Genomic DNA, 21,199 nt, shown 5'->3' on the forward strand with positions numbered 1-21,199 from the left:
GTGATGCTAATCCCAAAAACCTCTCTCAGTTCGGATTGGAGTCTGCAACTCGACTCCATGAAGCTGGATTCGCTAGTAATCGCGCATCAGCCACGGCGCGGTGAATACGTTCCCGGGCCTTGTACACACCGCCCGTCAAGCCATGAAAGCCGGGGGTACCTGAAGTCCGTAACCGTTAAGGAGCGGCCTAGGGTAAAACTGGTAATTGGGGCTAAGTCGTAACAAGGTAGCCGTACCGGAAGGTGCGGCTGGAACACCTCCTTTCTGGAGCGACGCTTTGTTAGATTGAGAATTGCGGATTAAAAATAATAGTCCTTTCTTAATTAAATGATTTAAAAGTTGGTTCTTTCATAAATGCTACCATAAGAACCTCTTGGACTACGCGTAATTGTTTATTTAAAAGATATAATGAGAAAGAAGAAGCCGAGCCGCAAGGCGAGGTTGAACTCGACAGTCCTATAGCTCAGTTGGTTAGAGCGCTACACTGATAATGTAGAGGTCGGCAGTTCAACTCTGCCTGGGACTACTTCGAGAAGAAGCTTTGCTTCTTTCCCGGGGGATTAGCTCAGCTGGCTAGAGCACCTGCTTTGCACGCAGGGGGTCAACGGTTCGAATCCGTTATTCTCCACTCCGTTTTGATTGTTAATTAATAGTTTATAATTAATAGTTAATAATTGAAGCACCGTTCTTTGACATGATGTACAAAAAAAAGTAAAGTTATTAACAAGCTGAAAGTATATATCGAGCCATACGGCTAGGTAAGACTAAAAGTAAGCAAGGGCGCATGGCGGATGCCTTGGCTCTCGGAGGCGATGAAGGACGTGATAAGCTGCGATAAGCTGCGGGTAGGTGCAAATGACCTTTGATCCGCGGATTTCCGAATGGGACAACCCGGTATGTTGAAGACGTATCATCCATCTTAGATGGAGGCTAACACAGGGAACTGAAACATCTTAGTACCTGTAGGAAAAGAAAATAAATAATGATTCCCCTAGTAGTGGCGAGCGAACGGGGAATAGCCCAAACCATTTATGTTACGGCATAAATGGGGTTGTAGGACCACGTTGTGGGAAGACAGTTAGTGAGTAGAATGATCTGGAAAGTTCAGTCATAGACGGTGATAACCCAGTATACTAAGCTAATTTAACCCTAGTGGTATCCTGAGTAGCGCGGGACACGAGGAATCTTGCGTGAATCTGCCGGGACCATCCGGTAAGGCTAAATACTCCCGAGAGACCGATAGCGAACCAGTACTGTGAAGGAAAGGTGAAAAGTACTTCGAATAGAAGAGTGAAATAGTCCCTGAAACCATGCGCCTACAAGCGGTCGGAGCAGTTTAAACTGTGACGGCGTGCCTTTTGCATAATGAACCTACGAGTTACTTTTTCCGGCAAGGTTAAGGGTCTTGAGACCTGCAGCCGAAGCGAAAGCGAGTCTGAACAGGGCGGATAGTCGGAAGGAGTAGACGCGAAACCAAGTGATCTACCCTTGGCCAGGTTGAAGGACAGGTAACACTGTCTGGAGGACCGAACCGATAAGCGTTGAAAAGCTTCCGGATGAGCTGAGGGTGGGGGTGAAAGGCTAATCAAACTTGGAGATAGCTCGTACTCCCCGAAATGCATTTAGGTGCAGCCTTGATTTATACTAATATGAGGTAGAGCGACTGATAAGATGCGAGGGCTTCGCCGCCTATCAAGTCTTGACAAACTCCGAATGCGTATTAGTTCTATATCAGGAGTGAGGGCATGGGTGCTAAGGTCCATGTCCTAAAGGAGAACAATCCGGACCATCAGCTAAGGTCCCCAAATAATTGCTAAGTTGATCTAACGAAGTCAGATTGCTAAGACAGCTAGGATGTTGGCTTGGAAGCAGCCATTCATTTAAAGAGTGCGTAACAGCTCACTAGTCGAGGAGTTTGGCGTGGATAATAATCGGGCATAAGCAATTTACCGAAGCTATGGGATGTGTAAACATCGGTAGGGGAGCATTCCACTCTGCGTTGAAGGTAAAGCGTGAGCTTTGCTGGAGCGTGTGGAAAAGCAAATGTAGGTATAAGTAACGATAAAGGGGGTGAGAAACCCCCTCGCCGAAAGACTAAGGTTTCCTGATCAACGCTAATCGGATCAGGGTTAGTCGGGTCCTAAGGCTCAGCCGAACGGTGAGGCCGATGGCAGAACAGGTTAATATTCCTGTACTACCTTAAAGAGTGACGTGGAGACGGAGGCGTGATAGTGCCGCGGACTGACGGAATAGTCCGTTGAAGGGTGTAGATGTTGATCAGGCCAGGCAAATCCGCACCGAGAGTCGAACCTGATAGTATACAAAATCCTTACGAACAAGCCAATAGTGCATGTAAACATACTCCCAAGAAAATCCGCTAAACTTAATCTTTAAGGTACCCGTACCGTAAACGGACACACGTAGTCGGGTAGAATATACTAAGGCGCTTGAGTGATTCACGGTTAAGGAACTAGGCAAATTGACCCTGTAACTTCGGGATAAAGGGTCCCGTCAGCAATGACGGGCGCAGAGAATAGGTCCAGGCAACTGTTTAACAAAAACACAGGGCTGTGCAAAATTGAAAGATGAAGTATACAGCCTGACACCTGCCCGGTGCTGGAAGGTTAAGAGGAGATGTCATCGCAAGAGAAGCATTGAATTGAAGCCCCAGTAAACGGCGGCCGTAACTATAACGGTCCTAAGGTAGCGAAATTCCTTGTCGGGTAAGTTCCGACCTGCACGAATGGTGTAATGATCTGGACACTGTCTCAACCGTGAGCTCAGTGAAATTGTAGTATCGGTGAAGATGCCGATTACCCGCGATGGGACGAAAAGACCCCGTGAACCTTTACTATAGCTTAACATTGAATTTGGGTAATTGATGTGTAGGATAGGCCGGAGGCTTTGAAGCAGGTACGCCAGTATTTGTGGAGCCGCTGTTGAAATACGGCCCTTTGGTTATTTGAGTTCTAACTCGCACTGCGAGGACACTGTTTGGTGGGTAGTTTGACTGGGGTGGTCGCCTCCAAAAAAGTAACGGAGGCTTCTAAAGGTGCCCTCACGCCGATTGGTAACCGGCGGTAGAGTGTAATGGCATAAGGGCGCTTGACTGGGAGACTAACAAGTCGATCAGGTAGGAAACTAGAGCATAGTGATCCGGTGTTTCTGTATGGAAAGGACATCGCTCAAAGGATAAAAGGTACTCCGGGGATAACAGGCTGATCCCTCCCAAGAGCTCATATCGACGGAGGGGTTTGGCACCTCGATGTCGGCTCGTCACATCCTGGGGCTGGAGAAGGTCCCAAGGGTTGGGCTGTTCGCCCATTAAAGTGGCACGCGAGCTGGGTTCAGAACGTCGTGAGACAGTTCGGTCTCTATCTATCGTGGGCGTATGAAATTTGCGTGGCTCTGACACTAGTACGAGAGGACCGTGTTGGACTGACCTCTGGTTTACCAGTTGTGCCGCCAGGTGCATTGCTGGGTATCTAAGTCGGGATTGGATAAGTGCTGAAAGCATCTAAGTACGAAGCCAGCCACAAGATTAGATTTCTTAGGGTCGTTGAAGACGACAACGTTGATAGGATGCAGGTGTACAGGTGGTAACATCATAGCCGAGCATTACTAATTGCCCGTTCACTTTTAGTTCTTGCCTTGTATGGCGGATATATACGTTCAGCGGCTTAATCCGCAAAGATTAAGACTAATTCCTTTACTTTTTTACATCATGTCTGACTTATTCAGGTGATTACAGCATTAGGGTTCCACCTCTTCCCATTCCGAACAGAGAAGTTAAGCCTAATCACGCCGATGGTACTGCGTAAAGTGGGAGAGTAGGTAGTCGCCGTTTTAGAGAGAAGCCTTCATATCGAAAGATGTGGGGGCTTTTTGTATTTCCCCGCTTCTTCATTTTACTCTTCAATATTCCTCTTTCAGAATCCCATTTCTCCTTTTCAGTGTCTATTTTCTTTCCAGTTTGTAATTTACTCCTTATATTTACAGAATAAAAATGGTATAAAAAGGCTTTTTTTGAAAAATAGACCGTTTTTATTCCGTTCTTTCTATTTTTTATCTAAGGGATTTTAGTACTTTTGGACTCGAATCTAATAGAAAGGGAAAAAAATCGCAATTTTATAATTATTAAAATAACTCCTGTAGATATGGAAAACAAAATTCAAGAGTTAACTGATAAGATTTACCGTGAAGGGGTCGAAAAAGGTAATACTGAGGCCCAAAAACTTATCGTTAACGCTCAAGATGAAGCCAAAAGAATTGTAGAAGATGCTCGTAAAGAAGCAGAAGCAATTGTGGCTGCCTCTCGTAAATCTGCTGATGAACTGGCAGAAAATACTAAGTCGGAATTGAGATTGTTCGCCGGCCAAGCCGTGAATGCGTTAAAATCTGAAATCGCCACGCTTGTGACGGATAAGATTGTGAATGCTGATGTGAAAGCTTTTGCCGCTGACAAAGATTATCTGAATGCCTTTATTGTTGCATTGGCTTCTAAGTGGAGCGTGAACGAACCTATCGTGATCTCTACTTCCGATGCAGACGGCCTGAAGAAGTACTTCGGTGCACAAGCAAAAGCGTTGCTGGATAAGGGTGTGAAAATAGAGCAAGTGAACGGCAACAAGACGTTGTTTACTGTTTCGCCTGCCGATGGTTCCTACAAGGTGAATTTCGGTGAAGAAGAGTTCATGAATTACTTCAAAGAATTCCTGCGTCCGCAGTTAGTGGAAATGCTGTTCTAAACCCACAGGATATGAGTAAATACTATTACTACTTAGTAGCCGGTTTGCCCGAACTCACTCTGGAGGACAGTAAGCTGAACTATACGGTAGCTGATTTTAAAGCGGAACTATATCCGGAATTGTCTGATGAAGATAGAAAACTGATTGATCTGTTTTATCTGAAATTTGACAATGCGAACGTTCTGAAATTACTGAAGGACAAAGATGCTGTCATCGATCCGCGTGGAAATTATTCCGCGGAAGAACTGGCGGAGTTCATCTCGTTGCTAAAAGATGGCGATGAGGTGGCCGATGCTGTGTTCCCTTCCTATCTCTCCACTTTCATTTCCGAATATTTCAATACTCCTGCCGAAGATGAGTTTTTGCATGAAGACCGTCTGGCTGCACTTTATTACGACTATGCAATGAAGTGTAAGAATAAGTTTGTGTCTTCTTGGTTCGCGTTCAATCTGACGATGAACAATATATTGGTGGCGCTAACCGCACGGAAATTTAAAATGGATATCGCTCCGCTGATAGTGGGCGATACGGAGGTATGTGAGGCTTTGCGCACATCCGGTGCTCGTGATTTCGGGCTGACGGGGGAAGTGGATTTCCTGGATCAGCTTGTGAAAATCAGCGAAACCGAGGAATTGGTGGAACGGGAAAAGAAAATAGACCAGCTACGTTGGAACTGGATGGAGGAAGCTACTTTCTTCAATTATTTCACGATAGAACGTCTGTTTGTCTTCCTGTTGCAATTGGAGATGATAGAACGATGGATTTCTTTGGATAAGGAAAAGGGTAACCAATTGTTCCGCAGCATCATAGCAACGTTGAAGGACGAAGTGCAGATACCTGCAGAATTCAGATAAAATAAATAACATAATTATATGGCAACAAAAGGAACTGTTAGTGGCGTTATCGCCAACATGGTAACCCTCGTCGTTGACGGCCCGGTGGCACAGAACGAGATTTGCTACATCTCGACCGGCGGCGACCGGTTGATGGCGGAGGTGATTAAGGTGGTAGGTACCCATGTGTACGTGCAGGTGTTTGAAAGCACCCGCGGACTGAAAGTGGGCGCCGAAGCTGAATTTACCGGACACATGCTTGAGGTGACATTAGGCCCGGGTATGCTTTCGAAAAACTATGACGGTCTGCAAAATGACCTCGACAAGATGGATGGTGTATTCCTGAAACGCGGTCAATATACGTATCCGTTGGATAAGGGAAGCAAATGGAACTTTGTACCTTTGGTAAAGGTGGGTGACAAAGTGGAAGCCGCTTCCTGGCTGGGACGGGTGGAAGAGAACTTCCAGCCGCTGAAAATCATGGTGCCTTTCACGCAGAAAGGTGTATGTACTGTGAAATCCATCGTAGACGAAGGTGAGTATAGCCTTGAAGATGTCGTTGCAGTGCTGACCGATGAGGAAGGCAACGACGTTCATGTGAACATGATACAGAAATGGCCGGTGAAGCGTGCCATGACGAATTATAAAGAAAAACCGCGTCCTTTCAAACTGTTGGAAACGGGTGTGCGTGTGATTGATACCATTAATCCTATCGTAGAGGGTGGTACGGGATTTATCCCTGGTCCGTTCGGTACGGGTAAGACGGTGCTCCAGCATGCCATTTCAAAACAGGCGGAAGCGGATATCGTAATCATCGCTGCCTGTGGTGAGCGTGCCAATGAGGTTGTGGAAATCTTTACGGAATTCCCCGAGTTGGTTGACCCGCATACAGGCCGTAAGCTGATGGAGCGTACAATCATTATCGCCAATACTTCGAACATGCCCGTGGCTGCCCGTGAAGCATCTGTGTACACAGCCATGACGATTGCGGAATACTATCGCAGCATGGGATTGAAAGTGTTGCTGATGGCCGACTCCACTTCCCGTTGGGCACAGGCATTGCGCGAAATGTCCAATCGTATGGAAGAGTTGCCCGGACCTGATGCATTCCCGATGGATTTGTCATCTATCATCTCTAACTTCTACGGACGTGCCGGATATGTGGTGCTGGGTAATGGTGAAACAGGTTCTATTACTTTCATCGGTACGGTGTCTCCTGCCGGTGGTAACTTGAAAGAGCCGGTAACGGAAAATACAAAGAAGGTGGCCCGCTGTTTCTACGCCCTCGAACAGGATCGTGCTGATAAGAAGCGCTATCCTGCCGTGAATCCGATTGATTCTTATTCTAAATACATCGAATATCCTGAGTTTGAGGAATATATCAAGAAACACATCAACGGTGAGTGGATTGGTAAGGTGAACGAAATCAAGAACCGCCTGCAACGTGGTAAGGAAATTGCCGAACAGATCAACATCCTCGGTGATGACGGTGTGCCTGTGGAATATCATGTGACTTTCTGGAAATCAGAGTTGATTGACTTCGTAATCTTGCAACAGGATGCTTTTGACGAAATTGACGCTGTGACTCCGATGGAACGTCAGGAAGATATCCTGAACATGATAATCGACATCTGTCATACGGAATTTGAATTCGATAACTTCAATGAGGTAATGGATTACTTCAAGAAGATGATTAACGTCTGCAAGCAGATGAACTACTCGAAATTCAAGTCCGAAGAGTACGAAGGATTCCGTAAACAGTTGCAGGAATTGATTGAAGAACGTAAAGCATAATAAGAATAAGATGGCAACAAAAGCATTTCAAAAGATATATACCAAGGTCACTCAGATTACGAAAGCTACCTGTTCGCTGAAAGCAACAGGGGTAGGGTATGACGAGTTGGCAACCGTAAACGGTAAACTCGCCCAGGTGGTGAAGATTGCCGGTGACGATGTGACTTTGCAGGTATTCGAGGGTACGGAAGGTATCCCCACCAATGCAGAGATAGTATTCCTGGGCAAGTCGCCTACGCTGAAAGTGAGCGAACAGCTTGCCGGACGTTTCTTCAACGCTTTCGGTGACCCGATTGACGGTGGACCGTCTATCGAAGGTCAGGAAGTGGAAATCGGTGGTCCGTCTGTGAATCCGGTGCGCCGTAAACAACCGTCGGAACTGATTGCAACAGGTATCGCAGGTATCGATTTGAACAATACGCTGGTCTCCGGACAGAAGATTCCGTTCTTTGCCGACCCCGACCAGCCTTTCAACCAGGTAATGGCGAACGTGGCGCTTCGTGCCGAGACGGATAAGATTATCCTGGGCGGTATGGGTATGACGAACGATGACTACCTGTATTTCAAGAATGTATTCTCCAATGCCGGTGCGCTTGACCGTATCGTCAGTTTTATGAATACGACTGAAAATCCGCCTGTAGAGCGTCTGTTGATTCCGGATATGGCATTGACCGCAGCCGAATATTTTGCTGTGAACAATAATGAAAAGGTTCTGGTATTGTTGACTGATATGACCTCATACGCCGATGCGTTGGCTATCGTATCCAACCGTATGGACCAGATTCCTTCGAAAGACTCTATGCCCGGTTCTATTTATTCGGATTTGGCAAAGATTTACGAGAAGGCTGTGCAGTTCCCAAGCGGTGGTTCTATCACGATTATTGCCGTGACCACTCTGTCCGGTGGCGACATCACGCATGCCGTGCCTGATAATACAGGTTATATCACAGAAGGTCAGTTGTTCCTGCGTCGTGATACGGATATTGGTAAGGTTATCGTTGACCCGTTCCGTTCACTGTCTCGTTTGAAACAGCTCGTTACGGGTAAGAAGACGCGTAAGGACCATCCGCAGGTGATGAATGCCGCCGTGCGTCTGTATGCCGATGCCGCCAATGCAAAAACCAAGTTGGAGAATGGTTTCGACCTGACGAACTACGATGAACGTACCCTTGCATTTGCCAAGGACTACTCCAACCAATTGCTGGCTATTGACGTCAACCTTGATACGACAGAGATGCTAGACGTGGCATGGAGCCTGTTCGGCAAGTATTTCCGTCCGGAAGAAGTGAATATCAAGAAAGAATTAGTTGATGAATTCTGGCCGAAAGCCGCCAACTAATCACCAATCACTAACAACTAATCACTAAAAAAGTGGCTATAAAGTTTCAATATAATAAAACCTCTCTCCAGCAGTTGGAAAAGCAACTGAAGGTGCGGGTGCGTACACTCCCTATCATTAAGAATAAGGAGAGCGCGCTACGTATGGAAGTGAAGCGCTGCAAGTCGGAAGCTGCCATGCTGGACGAGAAGTTGGAACGGGAAATCCAGGCCTACGAAGCGATGTTCGCTCTTTGGAATGAGTTTGATCCCTCATTGATAAAGGTCAGCGATGTCCATCTCGGTGTGAAGAAGATTGCCGGTGTACGGGTTCCGTTACTCGAAAGTATCGATTTCGAGATACGCCCTTACAGCTTGTTCAATGCCCCCAAATGGTATGCCGACGGGGTGCATTTGCTCAAGACGCTGGCACATACGGCCATCGAGCGAGAATTTATCGTCGCCAAACTGGGCTTACTGGAACATGCACGTAAGAAAACTACTCAAAAGGTAAATCTCTTTGAGAAAGTGCAGATTCCAGGCTATCAGGATGCTCTGCGAAAAATCAAGCGCTTCATGGAAGATGAGGAGAACCTCTCCAAATCATCGCAGAAAATCATGAAATCCCATCAAGAGAATAGGAAGGAGGTAGAGGCATGATTACAAAAATGAAGAAACTCACGTTCCTTGTATATCATAAGGAGTACGAAGCATTTCTAAACGGAGTGCGCGAACTTGGAGTAGTGCACGTGGCCGAGAAGCAACAAGGCGTGGCTGATAATGCAGAGTTGCAGGATAGCATCAGTCTTTCCTCGCGCTTGCAGGCAACGCTGAAAATGCTAAGTGGACTGGGCGAAGCAAAGGACACCACTCCTGCTTCCGCTGCCCGCGGGCTGGAAGTGCTGGACGAAGTGGACGTACTGCAAAGTGAAAAGGCAAAACTGCAACAGCAGTTGCAGAACTATCAGAAAGAGAAAACTGCCCTGGAACCTTGGGGGGATTTTGAACCTGAAAGTCTTGCCCGCTTGCACGATGCAGGTTTCACGCTCAACTTTTACAGTTGTTCGGAAGGCAGCTATGACGAGACTTGGGAGGAGAACTATAACGCGATGATTATCAATCGTGTATCCTCGCGTGTTTATTTCGTTACTGTAACTAAAAATGTGGTGGAGGTAGACTTGGATGCTGAGCAGATGAAGTTGCCTCCTTACTCGTTGACCCGTGTGCAGATACTTTGCGAAGAGACGGAACAGGCTTTGGCAGACAATGACAAGAAACTGACCGTACTTGCTGAAAAAGAACAACCTTCTTTAGAGGCCGCCCTGAAAGAGGTAAACACTGACATCGAGTTTTCTAAAGTAATGCTGAGCACAGAAGCTACGGCAGGCGAGAAATTGATGTTACTGCAAGGATGGGCGCCGGCCTCCAGGGAAAAGGAGATTGCTGCGTGGCTGGACGAACAGCACATCTACTATGAGATTACCAGTCCGACGCCGGAAGACAACGTGCCTATCCAATTGAACAACAAAGGTTTCTTTGCCTGGTTCGAACCGATATGCAAACTCTACATGCTTCCGAAGTACAGTGAACTGGATCTGACACCGTTCTTTGCACCATTCTTCATGGTGTTCTTTGGATTGTGTCTGGGAGACTCCGGATACGGATTGTTCCTCTTTCTGGGTGCTACGCTCTATCGCATGTTCGCCAAGAACATCAGTGCGACGATGAAACCGATACTTTCACTGGTACAGGTGCTTGCTGCGTCCACATTCTTCTGTGGAATGTTGACAGGTACGTTCTTCGGAGTTAGCCTCTATGACATCAATGTGCCCTTCTTGCAATATATGAAGGAACACTTGTTTATGGATAACAACGCCATGTTCCAGCTTTCACTGATACTCGGTGTGATACAGATTCTTTTCGGTATGGTGCTGAAAGCAGTTAATCAGGCGATACAGTTCGGCTTCAAGTATGCTGTGGCCACTATCGGTTGGATTGTGTTGCTGGTATCCTGCGGAGTAGGAGCCTTGTTGCCCGAAATCATGCCGCTGGGTGGTACGGTGCATCTGTGCATTCTCGGTGTGGCGGCTGCTATGATATTCCTCTTTAACAGTCCCGGTAAGAATGTGTTCATGAACATCGGACTGGGGTTGTGGGACTCTTACAACATGGCTACGGGTTTGCTCGGCGACGTACTTTCGTATGTCCGTCTGTTCGCACTTGGTCTGTCGGGAGGTATCCTTGCGGGAGTATTCAACAGTCTGGCTGTAGGTATGAGCCCCGACAATGTGATTGCCGGGCCGATTGTGATGGTATTGATATTTGTCATTGGACATGCCATCAATATGTTTATGAACGTATTGGGTGCGATGGTTCACCCCATGCGTCTGACCTTCGTGGAGTTCTTTAAGAATTCCGGTTACGAGGGAGGCGGAAAAGAATATAAGCCGTTCAAAAAATAATAATTCTAGAATTAAAAATTAAAACAATAAAAAACGAAAAATTATGGAAATGAATTTATTGATTGCCTACATCGGCATCGCAGTAATGATTGGTTTGTCTGGCATCGGTAGTGCCTATGGAGTGACGATTGCCGGTAACGCAGCTATCGGCGCTTTGAAGAAAAACGACGGTGCATTCGGTAACTTCCTTGTATTGACGGCACTTCCCGGTACGCAGGGTTTGTACGGTTTCGCAGGTTACTTTATGTTTCAGACTATTTTTGGTATCCTTACTCCTGATATGACAGCTATCCAGGCAGCGGCTATCCTCGGTGCAGGTATTGCATTAGGATTGGTTGCTCTGTTCTCGGCTATCCGCCAGGGACAGGTTTGCGCCAATGGTATCGCAGCTATCGGACAAGGTCACAACGTATTCAGCAACACGCTGATTCTCGCTGTATTCCCGGAACTTTATGCTATCGTTGCATTGGCTGCAACATTCTTGATTGGTAGCGCTTTGACTGCATAAGAACTATATTTCAGAATAAATTTATTAACCCAGAGTTGCCTGTTCCGGCAGCTCTGGGTTTATTGTTTCAAGTGCCACACTTCAACGTTTCAAATGCGAGGCATTGCAACCTCCCAAGTGTGGCATTACGTTCATCGAAGTGTAGCATTCTGCTCATTGAAGTATGGCATTTGAGAAGGCAAGTCCGTTTCAACCAGCCTATTCCGCAAACGATTGTTTATGCATATTTCATTAGTTTTTTCGATTAATAGGCTATTTTTCAAAGAATAATGCGTACTTTTGCACCTGGTATTAAGTAATAGAGATTAAAAGTAATATGACTAAAGAGCTGTTAACCCCCGACTACATCTTCGAGTCTAGCTGGGAAGTATGTAATAAGGTTGGAGGTATCTATACGGTTTTGTCCACGCGAGCGAATACATTGCAGGCAAAATTTCATGATAGATTGTTTTTTATAGGACCTGATTTTTGGCAAGGGAAAGAGAACCCTCTGTTTATCGAGTCCGACAACCTTTGTGCAGCATGGAGAAAACATGCAGCTGAAAAAGATAACCTTTCCGTCCGTGTAGGACGCTGGAACATTCCGGGCAATCCCATCGTTATATTGGTTGATTTTCAACCGTTTTTCGCACAGAAGAATGATATATATACAGAAATGTGGAACCACTATCAAGTGGATTCATTGCATGCATACGGTGATTATGACGAAGCATCTATGTTTTCGTATGCTGCCGGAAAAGTGGTAGAGAGCTTTTATCGCTATAACCTGACGGAGACGGATAAAGTGATTTATCAGGCACACGAGTGGATGACCGGTATGGGTGCACTCTACCTGCAGATGGCTGTTCCTGAAATTGCGACAATTTTCACCACGCATGCCACATCTATCGGACGTTCCATTGCAGGCAATGATAAACCGCTCTATGATTATCTTTTCGCTTATAACGGCGATCAGATGGCGGAAGAACTCAATATGCAATCCAAACACTCCATCGAAAAACAAACTGCACACCATGTAGACTGTTTTACGACTGTGAGTGAAATAACGAACAATGAGTGCAAGGAACTGCTGGAAAAGCCTGCCGATGTAGTGCTTATGAACGGTTTTGAAGATGATTTTGTGCCGAAAGGTGCTACATTTACCGGAAAACGTAAACGTGCACGGGCGGTCATGCTTCGCACAGCCAATTGCTTGTTGGGCACTGACATGGGCGATGATACACTGATTGTGGGTACCAGTGGACGTTATGAATTCAAGAATAAAGGCATTAATGTTTTTCTTGAATCCTTGAACCGTTTGAACCGTGATAAGAATCTGAAAAAGAATATACTGGCATTTATTAATGTGCCCGGATGGGTGGGAGATGCCCGCGAAGATTTGCAGCAGCGTCTTAAGAGCAAGGAGAAGTTCAATACTCCGCTGGAAGTGCCTTTCATTACCCACTGGTTGCACAATATGACACATGACCAGGTGTTGGACATGTTAAAGTACATGGGTATGAGCAATCATCCTGAAGACAAGGTAAAAGTGGTTTTCGTGCCCTGCTACCTTGATGGAAAAGACGGCATTCTCAATAAACAATATTATGATTTGATATTGGGAGAAGACCTCAGTGTATATCCTTCCTATTATGAACCTTGGGGATATACTCCGCTGGAAAGTGTTGCTTTCCATGTTCCCACCATCACGACCGACCTTGCCGGTTTCGGACTTTGGGTGAACAGCCTGAAGAACCAGCATGGCATCGATGATGGAGTAGAGGTGCTTCACCGTTCAGACTATAATTACTCTGAAGTGGCTGATGGCATCAAAGACACCATCTCCGCATTTTCTATGAAGACAGATGCAGAAGTGAAAGAGATACGCAAGCGTGCCGGACAAGTGGCTGAGCAAGCTTTGTGGAAGCATTTTATAGAATATTATTATGAAGCCTACGATTTTGCTCTTCGCCATGCGATGCAGCGTCAGTTGGGCTAAAAAGAAATATGAATTATTAATCAATCAAGTAATCATACAATGAAGATTAAAGTTAGTAATGTAAATACTCCGAACTGGAAAGATGTAAACGTGAAATCTCATGTTCCTGCCGAATTGGAGAAATTGTCTGAGTTGGCACACAACATTTGGTGGTCCTGGAATTACGAAGCTACCGAACTGTTTAGAGACCTTGACCCTGCTTTGTGGAAAGAAGTAGGTCATAACCCCGTCCTTCTGTTGGAAAGAATGAGTTATGCAAAACTCGAAGCACTCGCAAACGACAAAGTGATTCTGAAGAGAATGAACGACGTGTACTCTAAGTTTAGAGCATACATGGATGTGGAACCTGATAAGAAACGTCCTTCTGTTGCTTATTTTAGTATGGAATATGGTTTGAATCAGGTACTTAAGATATATTCTGGTGGTTTGGGTGTTCTTGCCGGCGACTACCTGAAAGAGGCTTCTGACAGTAATGTTGACCTTTGTGCGGTCGGCTTCCTGTATCGCTATGGCTACTTTACACAAACTCTTTCTATGGATGGCCAGCAGATAGCCAATTATGAAGCTCAGAACTTCGGCCAATTGCCCATCGACCGTGTATTGGACGAGAACGGAAATCAGGTTGTGGTAGATGTTCCTTATTTGGATTACTTTGTGCATGCTAATGTGTGGCGTGTAAATGTTGGACGTATCTCTCTCTATCTGTTGGATACGGACAATGAAATGAACAGCGAGTTCGACCGTCCTATTACTCACCAACTTTATGGTGGCGACTGGGAAAACCGTCTGAAACAAGAAATTCTGCTTGGTATTGGTGGTATATTGACACTGAAGAAACTGGGCATTAAAAAGAATGTTTACCATTGTAACGAAGGACATGCAGCGTTGATTAACGTTCAGCGTATCTGCGACTATGTAGCCGAAGGTTTGTCTTACGACCAGGCTATCGAGTTGGTACGTGCTTCTTCTCTGTACACAGTGCATACTCCGGTTCCTGCCGGTCACGATTACTTCGACGAGGGTCTTTTCGGCAAGTATATGGGCGGTTATCCTGCTAAGATGGGTATCAGTTGGGATGACCTGATGGATCTCGGTCGTAACAATCCGGGCGATAAGGGCGAACGTTTCTGTATGTCTATCTTCGCTTGCAACACTTCACAGGAAGTGAACGGTGTGAGCTGGCTACACGGAAAGGTTTCTCAGGAGATGTTCTCTACTATCTGGAAGGGATACTTCCCCGAAGAAATGCACGTAGGTTATGTTACCAATGGCGTACATTTCCCGACTTGGAGCGCAACGGAATGGAAACATCTGTATGCTGCCAACTTCGACGAAAACTTCTTGTACGATCAGTCTAACCCGAAGATTTGGAATGCTATCTATAATGTACCTGATGAAAAGATTTGGGAAACTCGTATGGCTTTGAAGAACAAGCTGATAGACTATGTTCGCAAGCAATATCGTGAAACTTGGCTGAAGAACCAGGGCGATCCTTCACGCATCGTTTCCCTGATGGATAAGATTAACCCGAACGCACTGCTGATTGGTTTCGGCCGTCGTTTCGCTACATACAAACGTGCTCACTTGTTGTTCACTGACCTCGACCGCTTGGCTAAGATCGTGAATAATCCTGACTATCCGGTACAGTTCCTGTTCACCGGTAAGGCTCACCCGCATGATGGTGCAGGTCAGGGCTTAATTAAGAGAATCATCGAAATCTCCCGTCGTCCTGAATTCCTGGGTAAGATTATTTTCCTGGAAAACTACGATATGCAACTGGCTCGTCGTCTGGTATCTGGCGTTGATATTTGGTTGAATACTCCGACTCGTCCGCTCGAAGCATCCGGAACTTCCGGTGAAAAGGCACTGATGAACGGTGTTGTGAACTTCTCTGTACTCGATGGATGGTGGTTGGAAGGCTACCGCGAAGGTGCAGGTTGGGCGCTGACTGAAAAGCGTACTTATCAGAATCAAGACCATCAGGACCAGTTGGATGCAGCAACTATCTACAGTATCCTCGAAACCGAAATTCTGCCGTTGTATTATGCACGCAACAAGAAGGGTTACTCAGAAGGTTGGGTGAAGACTATCAAGAATTCTATCGCACAGATTGCGCCGCACTATACCATGAAGCGTCAGTTGGACGATTATTATAGCAAGTTCTACACCAAGCTGGCTAAACGTTTCAAAGGATTGGCTGCCAACGATAATGCCAAAGCTAAGGAAATCGCAGCTTGGAAAGAAGAAGTTGCAGCTAAGTGGGATAGTGTAGAAGTAGTATCTTATGAGAAGGGCGAAGAGCTGATACAAGGTTCTATCGAAAGCGGTAAGGAATATACCATTACTTACGTGATTGATGAAAAGGGTCTGAACGATGCTATTGGTCTGGAATTGGTAACTACTTACACTGCTGGAGACGGTAAACAACACATTTACTCTGTTGAGCCGTTCAGTGTGGTGAAAAAAGAGGGTAACCTCTACACCTTCCAGGTGAAGCATAAATTAGAGAACGCAGGTAGCTTCAAGGTATCCTACCGTATGTTCCCGAAGAGCTCTGACCTGCCGCACCGTCAGGATTTCTGTTACGTTCGCTGGTTCGTATAAGAGTTCAATATAACAACATAGAAGCTGCTTGCGGGAGGTTATCAAACTTCTCGGAGCAGCTTTTCGTTTTTTATTCACCTTAATAAGACATATGCTATGAGACATTTACTTCTTTTTTTGAGCGTTTTGTTTTGTGCAGTTCCGAGAGGATATGCACAAGAGAGTTCCTCTTTTCTTTTTGGTGATTATCAGGATGCTGTCATTTATTTGAAAAATGGCAGGCAAGTTCATAACAAGATGAACTATAATCTGGTAAGTGGAAGTTACGAAAAGAGTGTAATTTATTGGAAATGAGCGTAGGTTAATTGCTCTTGATAGTAATAGGTTACGATTTAGTTAGTTATCTACTGCATTATCCTTCTGCGCGTTGCGTAACCTTCAAAGAACTCTTCGTATGCAAAAGTAGCTATTTAATTCGAGATTTTGATATAAACTCCCGTTTTTTATCCCCTCATTCATAAGAATTTTCCGTAAAAGCGGTATTGTCCGTCGGCACACCATTGCCCAAAACGAGTTTGGAACAAACGTGTGCCGACTACCGCATAGCTGGAGAAAAGGGCATTGCCTCACGCCTAAACGATGTTTAGACAGATGAAGCAATGCCCCTTTCTTTTGCGCCTATGCCAAGAGGTGCTTTTACGGGTTTTCAAATGATTTTTCTTTTTTCGCTGTCTCTTTTGCCGGAAGCGGAAAGTGAATGCAGAGTGTGTCAGCCTGCCCCATGAATGAAACAGGCGCCCACACACAGCCGGACAAACCGGGAAGAATGATTGTTGCCACCCGGCTGAACAAGTTCCGTCGGATCGGAAACAATCATACTTCCTTTGTTGTGGTTTGCCCTTTTCACGCTTCCGGTGATGTCTTTTTCCTTTTGGTGATTCTTTTTTTTACGGATTTTCCCCTGAAGTTTTTTTCTACACAATCTGCCTCTGTTTTCGTTTACCTCCATTTTGCGCCTTTCAGTAAGCCGCATCAGTCAGTCATTTTCGTTCTGGGCGCAAAGGTAATTCCGGGATTGGACGGGAAAGCAAGGTCAAGCCTCCTGTTTTCGGTAAAAATCTCCAGCCCTGCGGGTAGTATTTTGACCGAAAAACCTTGCATTCCCTAATCCCTACCTTTTCAAGCACCCGAAACGAAAACGACCGATGCGACAGAAAGACGCATAAAAAAAATGTCGGATAAACGAGAGGCAGATAAGATAGTTTGAAACTCAACTCCCTCAGCTCTTGAATCCGCATTAAAAACAAAAAAATCAAAAACAGCGAAGATATGACGGCAACGGCAAATTTCAGACAAATGGCGCAACACATCGGGTTGGCGATATGCGGCTTGATGATGCGCACCGCCTTCGGGGTGTTCGGCATCCTTTGGGGCATCATCAGAGAGATTGTAAACGGAGTGTTCCGAGTGGCGATAGGTGTAATCGTGGCTATCCTTTCCACCATTGCCTTCTTTGGCTTCATCCTTTGGTTATTCACCCTTTAACCCTTACCGACATGGCAAAAAGAAACAGCAAGACGGCAGCGCAGCAGTGCAGATATTACGAGGTGGACAACATCTTCGTGTATATGGTGGAAACGTACATCAACGGCAATTTTGAAACTTTCCGAAGATTGTACCACGAACTGAACAAGGACGCACGGAGGGATTTCATGGACTTCCTTCTCAGCGAGGTAGAGCCGACCTATTGGAGAGAGATACTGAAACAGATAATCTAAAAATGACAGCGATATGAAAGGAACAGACCATTTCAAGAGAACGATATATATGTACTTGGAACAGCGTGCGGAGGAAGATGCGCTATTTGCAAAGAAGTACCGCAACCCTGCCAAGAACATGGACGAGTGCGTGACCCACATTCTGAACTATGTGCAGAAAAGCGGTTGCAACGGTTTCACGGACGGAGAAATATTCGGGCAAGCCATCCACTACTATGAGGAAAACGAGATAGAGGTGGGCAAACCGATGGACTGCCAAGTGGTTGTGAACCACGTTGTGAAACTCACGGCAGAGGAAAAGGCGGAGGCACGTCAGAACGCTGTCCGCAAATACCAAGAGGAGGAACTCCGCAAGTTGCAGAACCGCCACAGACCGTCAGCGAGAAAAGAAAACCAACCCCAACCCTCATTATTTGATTTAGGCTTATGAAACCGAAGACCAAGATACAGAAAGAGGTGGCAAGACTTTCCGCCAACCTTCGCCCCATATCAGCGACACAAATAGATTGGGCATACCGCCACTGCGTTGAGCATATCGGCTACCGCACCAAGAAAGGGAACATCACCTGTTCCGACTGCGGTCACGAGTGGCACAGCGACAGCGGACTATGCGACACCCTTGAAGGCTGCACCTGCCCCAAATGCCATGCCGAACTCAAAGTGCAGGACACACGCAGACGCATCTACAAGGAAACGCAGAATTTCAGCGTGATAACCACCTGCAAAGGGTATCAGGTAATCCGCGTGGCGCAGGTCAGATGCGAGAGCAGGAAAGGCGAACCGATGCGTTTCTACTGCCACGAGGTCGTGCAGCGTTGGATTTCACCCGACGGCAAGGTTACGGACATGGCGTTGCTCCGTGGCTTCCTTTTCTGCTATTGCGATGTGTGGGCATTAGGCAGCGATATGGAGGTAAGACCGCACAACAGCCTATACGATGATGTGGTGGCAAGAAGCTGTGCATATCCAAAGATGAGGATATTGCCCCAACTCAGACGTAACGGCTTCAAGGGCGATTTCCACGGCATCTCCCCCGTGCGTCTTTTCAAAGCCTTGCTTTCAGACCCAAGAATTGAAACCCTTATGAAAGGCGGTGAGATTGAGGTCATGAAACACTTTCTTTTCAATACCCGTACTGCCGATGAATGTTGGGCATCATATCTGATTGCCAAGCGTCACAAGTATCAGATAGACAACCTCTCAATGTGGTGCGACTATCTGCGTATGCTCAAAAAACTCGGTCAAGACCTCCGTAACCCGAAGAACATCTGTCCCGAAGATTTCATGGCGGCACACGACAACGCAACCCGAAAAATTGAAGCCATACACGAGAAGGAAAGAGCCGCAGAGCAACGCCGTTGGGAGATTGAAAGGCGTGAGCGTGAGCAACAGCGACAACTCCAACGAAAGAAAGATGCGGAGGATTTCATCGCCAACAAATCCAAATTCTTCGGCTTGGTAATCACGGACGAGGAAATAATCGTCAAGGTGCTTGAAAGCATAGACGAGTATTACAACGAGGGCAAGACGCAGGGCATCTGCGTGTTTGGCAGTGGATACTACAAGAAAGCCGACACCCTCATACTATCGGCAAGGATTGGCGATGAGATTATTGAAACCGTAGAGGTGGACTTGCGAACCCTCGAAGTGGTGCAGTGCCACGGCAAGCACAACCAGGACACCGAATATCACGAGCGCATCATAGACCTTGTGAACAAGAACGCCAACCTTATCCGTGAGCGGATGAAAGCGGCATAGCATAACCCCTAAAACAACATTGATATGGAAGTAAGAATTGAAAGTATGATTTGTGTGTGGGATGATGCAATCCCCACGATGTTCCTTGAATTTGTGAACCTCCTCACTCTCACAACGAGTGAGGGGGAATTGAGAAAGAGCGTAAAGGAGTTTGCCGAGAAGCACGAACTTGACAAGTTTTTCCTTTACGGCTTCGGCTCACACCATTTCTACCTGCACCAACGCTACACAAGCAACCCCGAAATGGTGATGAAGAACAGAGTTCTGTCAGTACATTTTTAACCATCTAAAAAGCAACATTATGACAACACGAATGACCATCAACGGAGTAAGCACCTGCGCGGAAGCAGGTACGGAGAAATACGAGCGTTTCCAATCGGGTATCGGAAGACGCAGGCGGACACTTGTGCAGTACGACTACCGCCACCCCATAGACAGAGAATTGTTCTCTTGTGTCAAACCCACGTTGGACGAGTGCCGAGCCGCACGGGACAAGTGGCTGAACGCAAAGAAGGGAAAGGAGGACAGACTATGAACACGACCTATCAAACGCTGATAGTCAAGTTCAGCGAACCTATCACGGCATTGGACGGTATCTTTGACGATACCGGAGCGTGGGGAACGGACACCCTCAAGGGGTGGATAGATGATTACGAAAGCACACGTTTCACCGCCACCGACAGCCATACGGCAGTCATCACGAGCGAGTACAATATGGAATGTGTGAAAGAGTGGCTACAACGGCAGACCCCCATTTCCGAAATGCGAGAATTTTGAACGGGATGGCGGTGTCCGCACCGCCAATACTTAAAACCCTAAAAACAAAAGATATGATAGCCAAGACGATATTACAGCAGATAGGCGGAAAACGCTTCACCGCCATGACAGGTAGCCGTGATTTCATAGATATGGGCAACGGCTTACGGATGAGCCTTGCAAGGAACAAAACAAGTGCCAACCGCCTTGACATCATCTATGACGAAGGGGCAGACCTCTACAATATGCGCTTCTACCGCAGGACGTTCAGCAAAAAGACCTTTGAGTGCAAGACAAAGGACATTGCCGTACACGAGGGTATCTATTTTGATATGCTGGAGGAAATGTTCACGATGGTGACGGGACTTTACACACGCTTTTGAGTGGCGGGGCGGCGAGAGCCGCCCTACTTTCTTTCAGTGAGCATGATGGCGGACAAAGAAAGTAGCAAAGAAACCTTTGTCCAATCTGCGATAACTAAAAAATCCGCAAGTAAAACTTGCGGAGGCTATATATTGGGTCGTTATTTTTTGGTGGAGGGGAATGATAATCTCGAACCGTTGAACTACACATTTCTGCTTCGTCTCCATTTCCCCCAACGATTTGATACGTTCAATCATTTTTGTTGTGGTGGATTCAAGTTATAAATGCAACACCTATGTTTTCGTTTAATTTTTGAGCGAAAACTTCATTGGGCGTTTTAAATCCAAATCTTTTTCGTGG

General features: G+C 46.2%; 19 protein-coding genes, 2 tRNA genes and 3 rRNA genes. 23 read left to right on the forward strand and 1 reads right to left on the reverse strand.

Annotated elements, in window-relative coordinates:
- The 15 genes from HMPREF9447_RS27015 to HMPREF9447_RS28680 form a co-directional block, all read left to right on the forward strand.
- Window positions 1-264, forward strand: a 16S ribosomal RNA gene (locus HMPREF9447_RS27015); the annotation flags it as partial.
- A 188-nt stretch (window positions 265-452) separates the two neighbouring features.
- Window positions 453-526: transfer RNA gene (locus HMPREF9447_RS27020), tRNA-Ile, on the forward strand.
- Between the two features lie 28 nt (window positions 527-554).
- A tRNA-Ala gene (locus HMPREF9447_RS27025) sits at window positions 555-628 on the forward strand.
- Window positions 629-764: 136 nt separating this feature from the next.
- A 23S ribosomal RNA gene (locus HMPREF9447_RS27030) occupies window positions 765-3,645 on the forward strand.
- A 92-nt stretch (window positions 3,646-3,737) separates the two neighbouring features.
- Window positions 3,738-3,847, forward strand: a 5S ribosomal RNA gene (gene rrf / locus HMPREF9447_RS27035).
- 310 nt (window positions 3,848-4,157) lie between these two features.
- Entirely contained in the window at window positions 4,158-4,748 is a 591-nt protein-coding gene (locus tag HMPREF9447_RS27040; protein WP_009132786.1) for a hypothetical protein, read from the forward strand.
- 11 nt (window positions 4,749-4,759) lie between these two features.
- Window positions 4,760-5,602 carry a DUF2764 domain-containing protein gene (locus HMPREF9447_RS27045; RefSeq protein WP_009132787.1) on the forward strand — a complete coding sequence of 281 codons (843 nt, stop codon included), beginning with the start codon at window positions 4,760-4,762 and terminating at the stop codon, window positions 5,600-5,602.
- A gap of 18 nt (window positions 5,603-5,620) precedes the next feature.
- A complete protein-coding gene (locus HMPREF9447_RS27050; RefSeq protein WP_009132788.1) occupies window positions 5,621-7,375 on the forward strand; it encodes a V-type ATP synthase subunit A in 1,755 nt (584 codons plus the stop codon).
- Window positions 7,376-7,385: 10 nt separating this feature from the next.
- On the forward strand, window positions 7,386-8,714 hold the full coding sequence (locus tag HMPREF9447_RS27055) for a V-type ATP synthase subunit B (protein ID WP_009132789.1): 1,329 nt from the start codon (window positions 7,386-7,388) through the stop codon (window positions 8,712-8,714).
- 32 nt (window positions 8,715-8,746) lie between these two features.
- On the forward strand, window positions 8,747-9,352 hold the full coding sequence (locus HMPREF9447_RS27060; protein WP_009132790.1) for a V-type ATP synthase subunit D: 606 nt from the start codon (window positions 8,747-8,749) through the stop codon (window positions 9,350-9,352).
- Entirely contained in the window at window positions 9,349-11,154 is a 1,806-nt protein-coding gene (locus tag HMPREF9447_RS27065; protein WP_009132791.1) for a V-type ATP synthase subunit I, read from the forward strand. The genes HMPREF9447_RS27060 and HMPREF9447_RS27065 overlap by 4 nt, the downstream gene beginning before the upstream one ends.
- 43 nt (window positions 11,155-11,197) lie before the next feature.
- Window positions 11,198-11,662, forward strand: coding sequence for a V-type ATP synthase subunit K (locus HMPREF9447_RS27070; protein WP_009132792.1), 465 nt, complete (start codon window positions 11,198-11,200; stop codon window positions 11,660-11,662).
- Window positions 11,663-11,978: 316 nt separating this feature from the next.
- Complete coding sequence (locus tag HMPREF9447_RS27075; RefSeq protein WP_009132793.1) at window positions 11,979-13,640, forward strand: glycogen/starch synthase; 1,662 nt, start codon at window positions 11,979-11,981, stop codon at window positions 13,638-13,640.
- 39 nt (window positions 13,641-13,679) lie between these two features.
- The gene (locus HMPREF9447_RS27080) at window positions 13,680-16,244 is read left to right on the forward strand and encodes a glycosyltransferase family 1 protein (protein WP_009132794.1); all 2,565 of its coding nucleotides are present in this window, start codon (window positions 13,680-13,682) and stop codon (window positions 16,242-16,244) included.
- Window positions 16,245-16,340: 96 nt separating this feature from the next.
- Window positions 16,341-16,538 (forward strand): hypothetical protein, encoded by a 198-nt coding sequence (locus HMPREF9447_RS28680; RefSeq protein ID WP_009132795.1) that lies wholly within the window; start codon window positions 16,341-16,343, stop codon window positions 16,536-16,538.
- 415 nt (window positions 16,539-16,953) lie between these two features.
- Here the strand turns inward: HMPREF9447_RS28680 and HMPREF9447_RS29520 are convergent, their stop codons facing one another.
- Window positions 16,954-17,166, reverse strand: a complete 213-nt coding sequence (locus HMPREF9447_RS29520) for a hypothetical protein (RefSeq protein WP_171031146.1) — start codon at window positions 17,164-17,166, stop codon at window positions 16,954-16,956.
- Between the two features lie 347 nt (window positions 17,167-17,513).
- Here HMPREF9447_RS29520 and HMPREF9447_RS27090 point away from each other — a divergent pair, with 347 nt between their 5' ends.
- The 8 genes from HMPREF9447_RS27090 to HMPREF9447_RS27125 are packed head-to-tail and all read left to right on the forward strand — an operon-like array spanning window position 17,514 to window position 20,859.
- The gene (locus HMPREF9447_RS27090; protein ID WP_004291535.1) at window positions 17,514-17,729 is read left to right on the forward strand and encodes a hypothetical protein; all 216 of its coding nucleotides are present in this window, start codon (window positions 17,514-17,516) and stop codon (window positions 17,727-17,729) included.
- A gap of 11 nt (window positions 17,730-17,740) precedes the next feature.
- Window positions 17,741-17,962: a hypothetical protein gene (locus HMPREF9447_RS27095; RefSeq protein WP_004291534.1), complete on the forward strand. Its 222-nt coding sequence runs from the start codon at window positions 17,741-17,743 to the stop codon at window positions 17,960-17,962.
- 13 nt (window positions 17,963-17,975) lie between these two features.
- Window positions 17,976-18,392, forward strand: coding sequence for a PcfK-like family protein (locus tag HMPREF9447_RS27100; protein ID WP_004291533.1), 417 nt, complete (start codon window positions 17,976-17,978; stop codon window positions 18,390-18,392).
- Window positions 18,389-19,720 (forward strand): PcfJ domain-containing protein, encoded by a 1,332-nt coding sequence (locus tag HMPREF9447_RS27105; RefSeq protein WP_004291532.1) that lies wholly within the window; start codon window positions 18,389-18,391, stop codon window positions 19,718-19,720. Before HMPREF9447_RS27100 ends, HMPREF9447_RS27105 begins: the two co-directional genes overlap by 4 nt.
- A 24-nt stretch (window positions 19,721-19,744) precedes the next feature.
- The gene (locus HMPREF9447_RS27110) at window positions 19,745-20,002 is read left to right on the forward strand and encodes a hypothetical protein (RefSeq protein ID WP_004291531.1); all 258 of its coding nucleotides are present in this window, start codon (window positions 19,745-19,747) and stop codon (window positions 20,000-20,002) included.
- Window positions 20,003-20,021: 19 nt separating this feature from the next.
- The gene (locus HMPREF9447_RS27115) at window positions 20,022-20,255 is read left to right on the forward strand and encodes a DUF3873 domain-containing protein (protein ID WP_004304291.1); all 234 of its coding nucleotides are present in this window, start codon (window positions 20,022-20,024) and stop codon (window positions 20,253-20,255) included.
- A complete protein-coding gene (locus HMPREF9447_RS27120) occupies window positions 20,252-20,497 on the forward strand; it encodes a DUF6956 domain-containing protein (RefSeq protein ID WP_004291529.1) in 246 nt (81 codons plus the stop codon). The genes HMPREF9447_RS27115 and HMPREF9447_RS27120 overlap by 4 nt, the downstream gene beginning before the upstream one ends.
- A 53-nt stretch (window positions 20,498-20,550) precedes the next feature.
- Window positions 20,551-20,859, forward strand: coding sequence for a hypothetical protein (locus HMPREF9447_RS27125; RefSeq protein WP_004304290.1), 309 nt, complete (start codon window positions 20,551-20,553; stop codon window positions 20,857-20,859).
- The last annotated feature ends 340 nt before the right edge of the window (window positions 20,860-21,199 follow it).

The organism is Bacteroides oleiciplenus YIT 12058 (genome assembly GCF_000315485.1).
Classification (GTDB): Bacteria; Bacteroidota; Bacteroidia; order Bacteroidales; family Bacteroidaceae; genus Bacteroides; species Bacteroides oleiciplenus.

Excerpts from the sequence above, each read along its gene's own strand:
- HMPREF9447_RS27040 (WP_009132786.1), top strand. The coding sequence starts at position 4,158 with ATGGAAAACAAAATTCAAGAGTTAACTGATAAGATTTACCGTGAAGGG.
- HMPREF9447_RS27045 (WP_009132787.1), top strand. The coding sequence starts at position 4,760 with ATGAGTAAATACTATTACTACTTAGTAGCCGGTTTGCCCGAACTCACT.
- HMPREF9447_RS27050 (WP_009132788.1), top strand. The coding sequence starts at position 5,621 with ATGGCAACAAAAGGAACTGTTAGTGGCGTTATCGCCAACATGGTAACC.
- HMPREF9447_RS27055 (WP_009132789.1), top strand. The coding sequence starts at position 7,386 with ATGGCAACAAAAGCATTTCAAAAGATATATACCAAGGTCACTCAGATT.
- HMPREF9447_RS27065 (WP_009132791.1), top strand. The coding sequence starts at position 9,349 with ATGATTACAAAAATGAAGAAACTCACGTTCCTTGTATATCATAAGGAG.
- HMPREF9447_RS27070 (WP_009132792.1), top strand. The coding sequence starts at position 11,198 with ATGGAAATGAATTTATTGATTGCCTACATCGGCATCGCAGTAATGATT.
- HMPREF9447_RS27075 (WP_009132793.1), top strand. The coding sequence starts at position 11,979 with ATGACTAAAGAGCTGTTAACCCCCGACTACATCTTCGAGTCTAGCTGG.
- HMPREF9447_RS27080 (WP_009132794.1), top strand. The coding sequence starts at position 13,680 with ATGAAGATTAAAGTTAGTAATGTAAATACTCCGAACTGGAAAGATGTA.
- HMPREF9447_RS28680 (WP_009132795.1), top strand. The coding sequence starts at position 16,341 with ATGAGACATTTACTTCTTTTTTTGAGCGTTTTGTTTTGTGCAGTTCCG.
- HMPREF9447_RS27090 (WP_004291535.1), top strand. The coding sequence starts at position 17,514 with ATGACGGCAACGGCAAATTTCAGACAAATGGCGCAACACATCGGGTTG.
- HMPREF9447_RS27095 (WP_004291534.1), top strand. The coding sequence starts at position 17,741 with ATGGCAAAAAGAAACAGCAAGACGGCAGCGCAGCAGTGCAGATATTAC.
- HMPREF9447_RS27100 (WP_004291533.1), top strand. The coding sequence starts at position 17,976 with ATGAAAGGAACAGACCATTTCAAGAGAACGATATATATGTACTTGGAA.
- HMPREF9447_RS27105 (WP_004291532.1), top strand. The coding sequence starts at position 18,389 with ATGAAACCGAAGACCAAGATACAGAAAGAGGTGGCAAGACTTTCCGCC.
- HMPREF9447_RS27110 (WP_004291531.1), top strand. The coding sequence starts at position 19,745 with ATGGAAGTAAGAATTGAAAGTATGATTTGTGTGTGGGATGATGCAATC.
- HMPREF9447_RS27115 (WP_004304291.1), top strand. The coding sequence starts at position 20,022 with ATGACAACACGAATGACCATCAACGGAGTAAGCACCTGCGCGGAAGCA.
- HMPREF9447_RS27120 (WP_004291529.1), top strand. The coding sequence starts at position 20,252 with ATGAACACGACCTATCAAACGCTGATAGTCAAGTTCAGCGAACCTATC.
- HMPREF9447_RS27125 (WP_004304290.1), top strand. The coding sequence starts at position 20,551 with ATGATAGCCAAGACGATATTACAGCAGATAGGCGGAAAACGCTTCACC.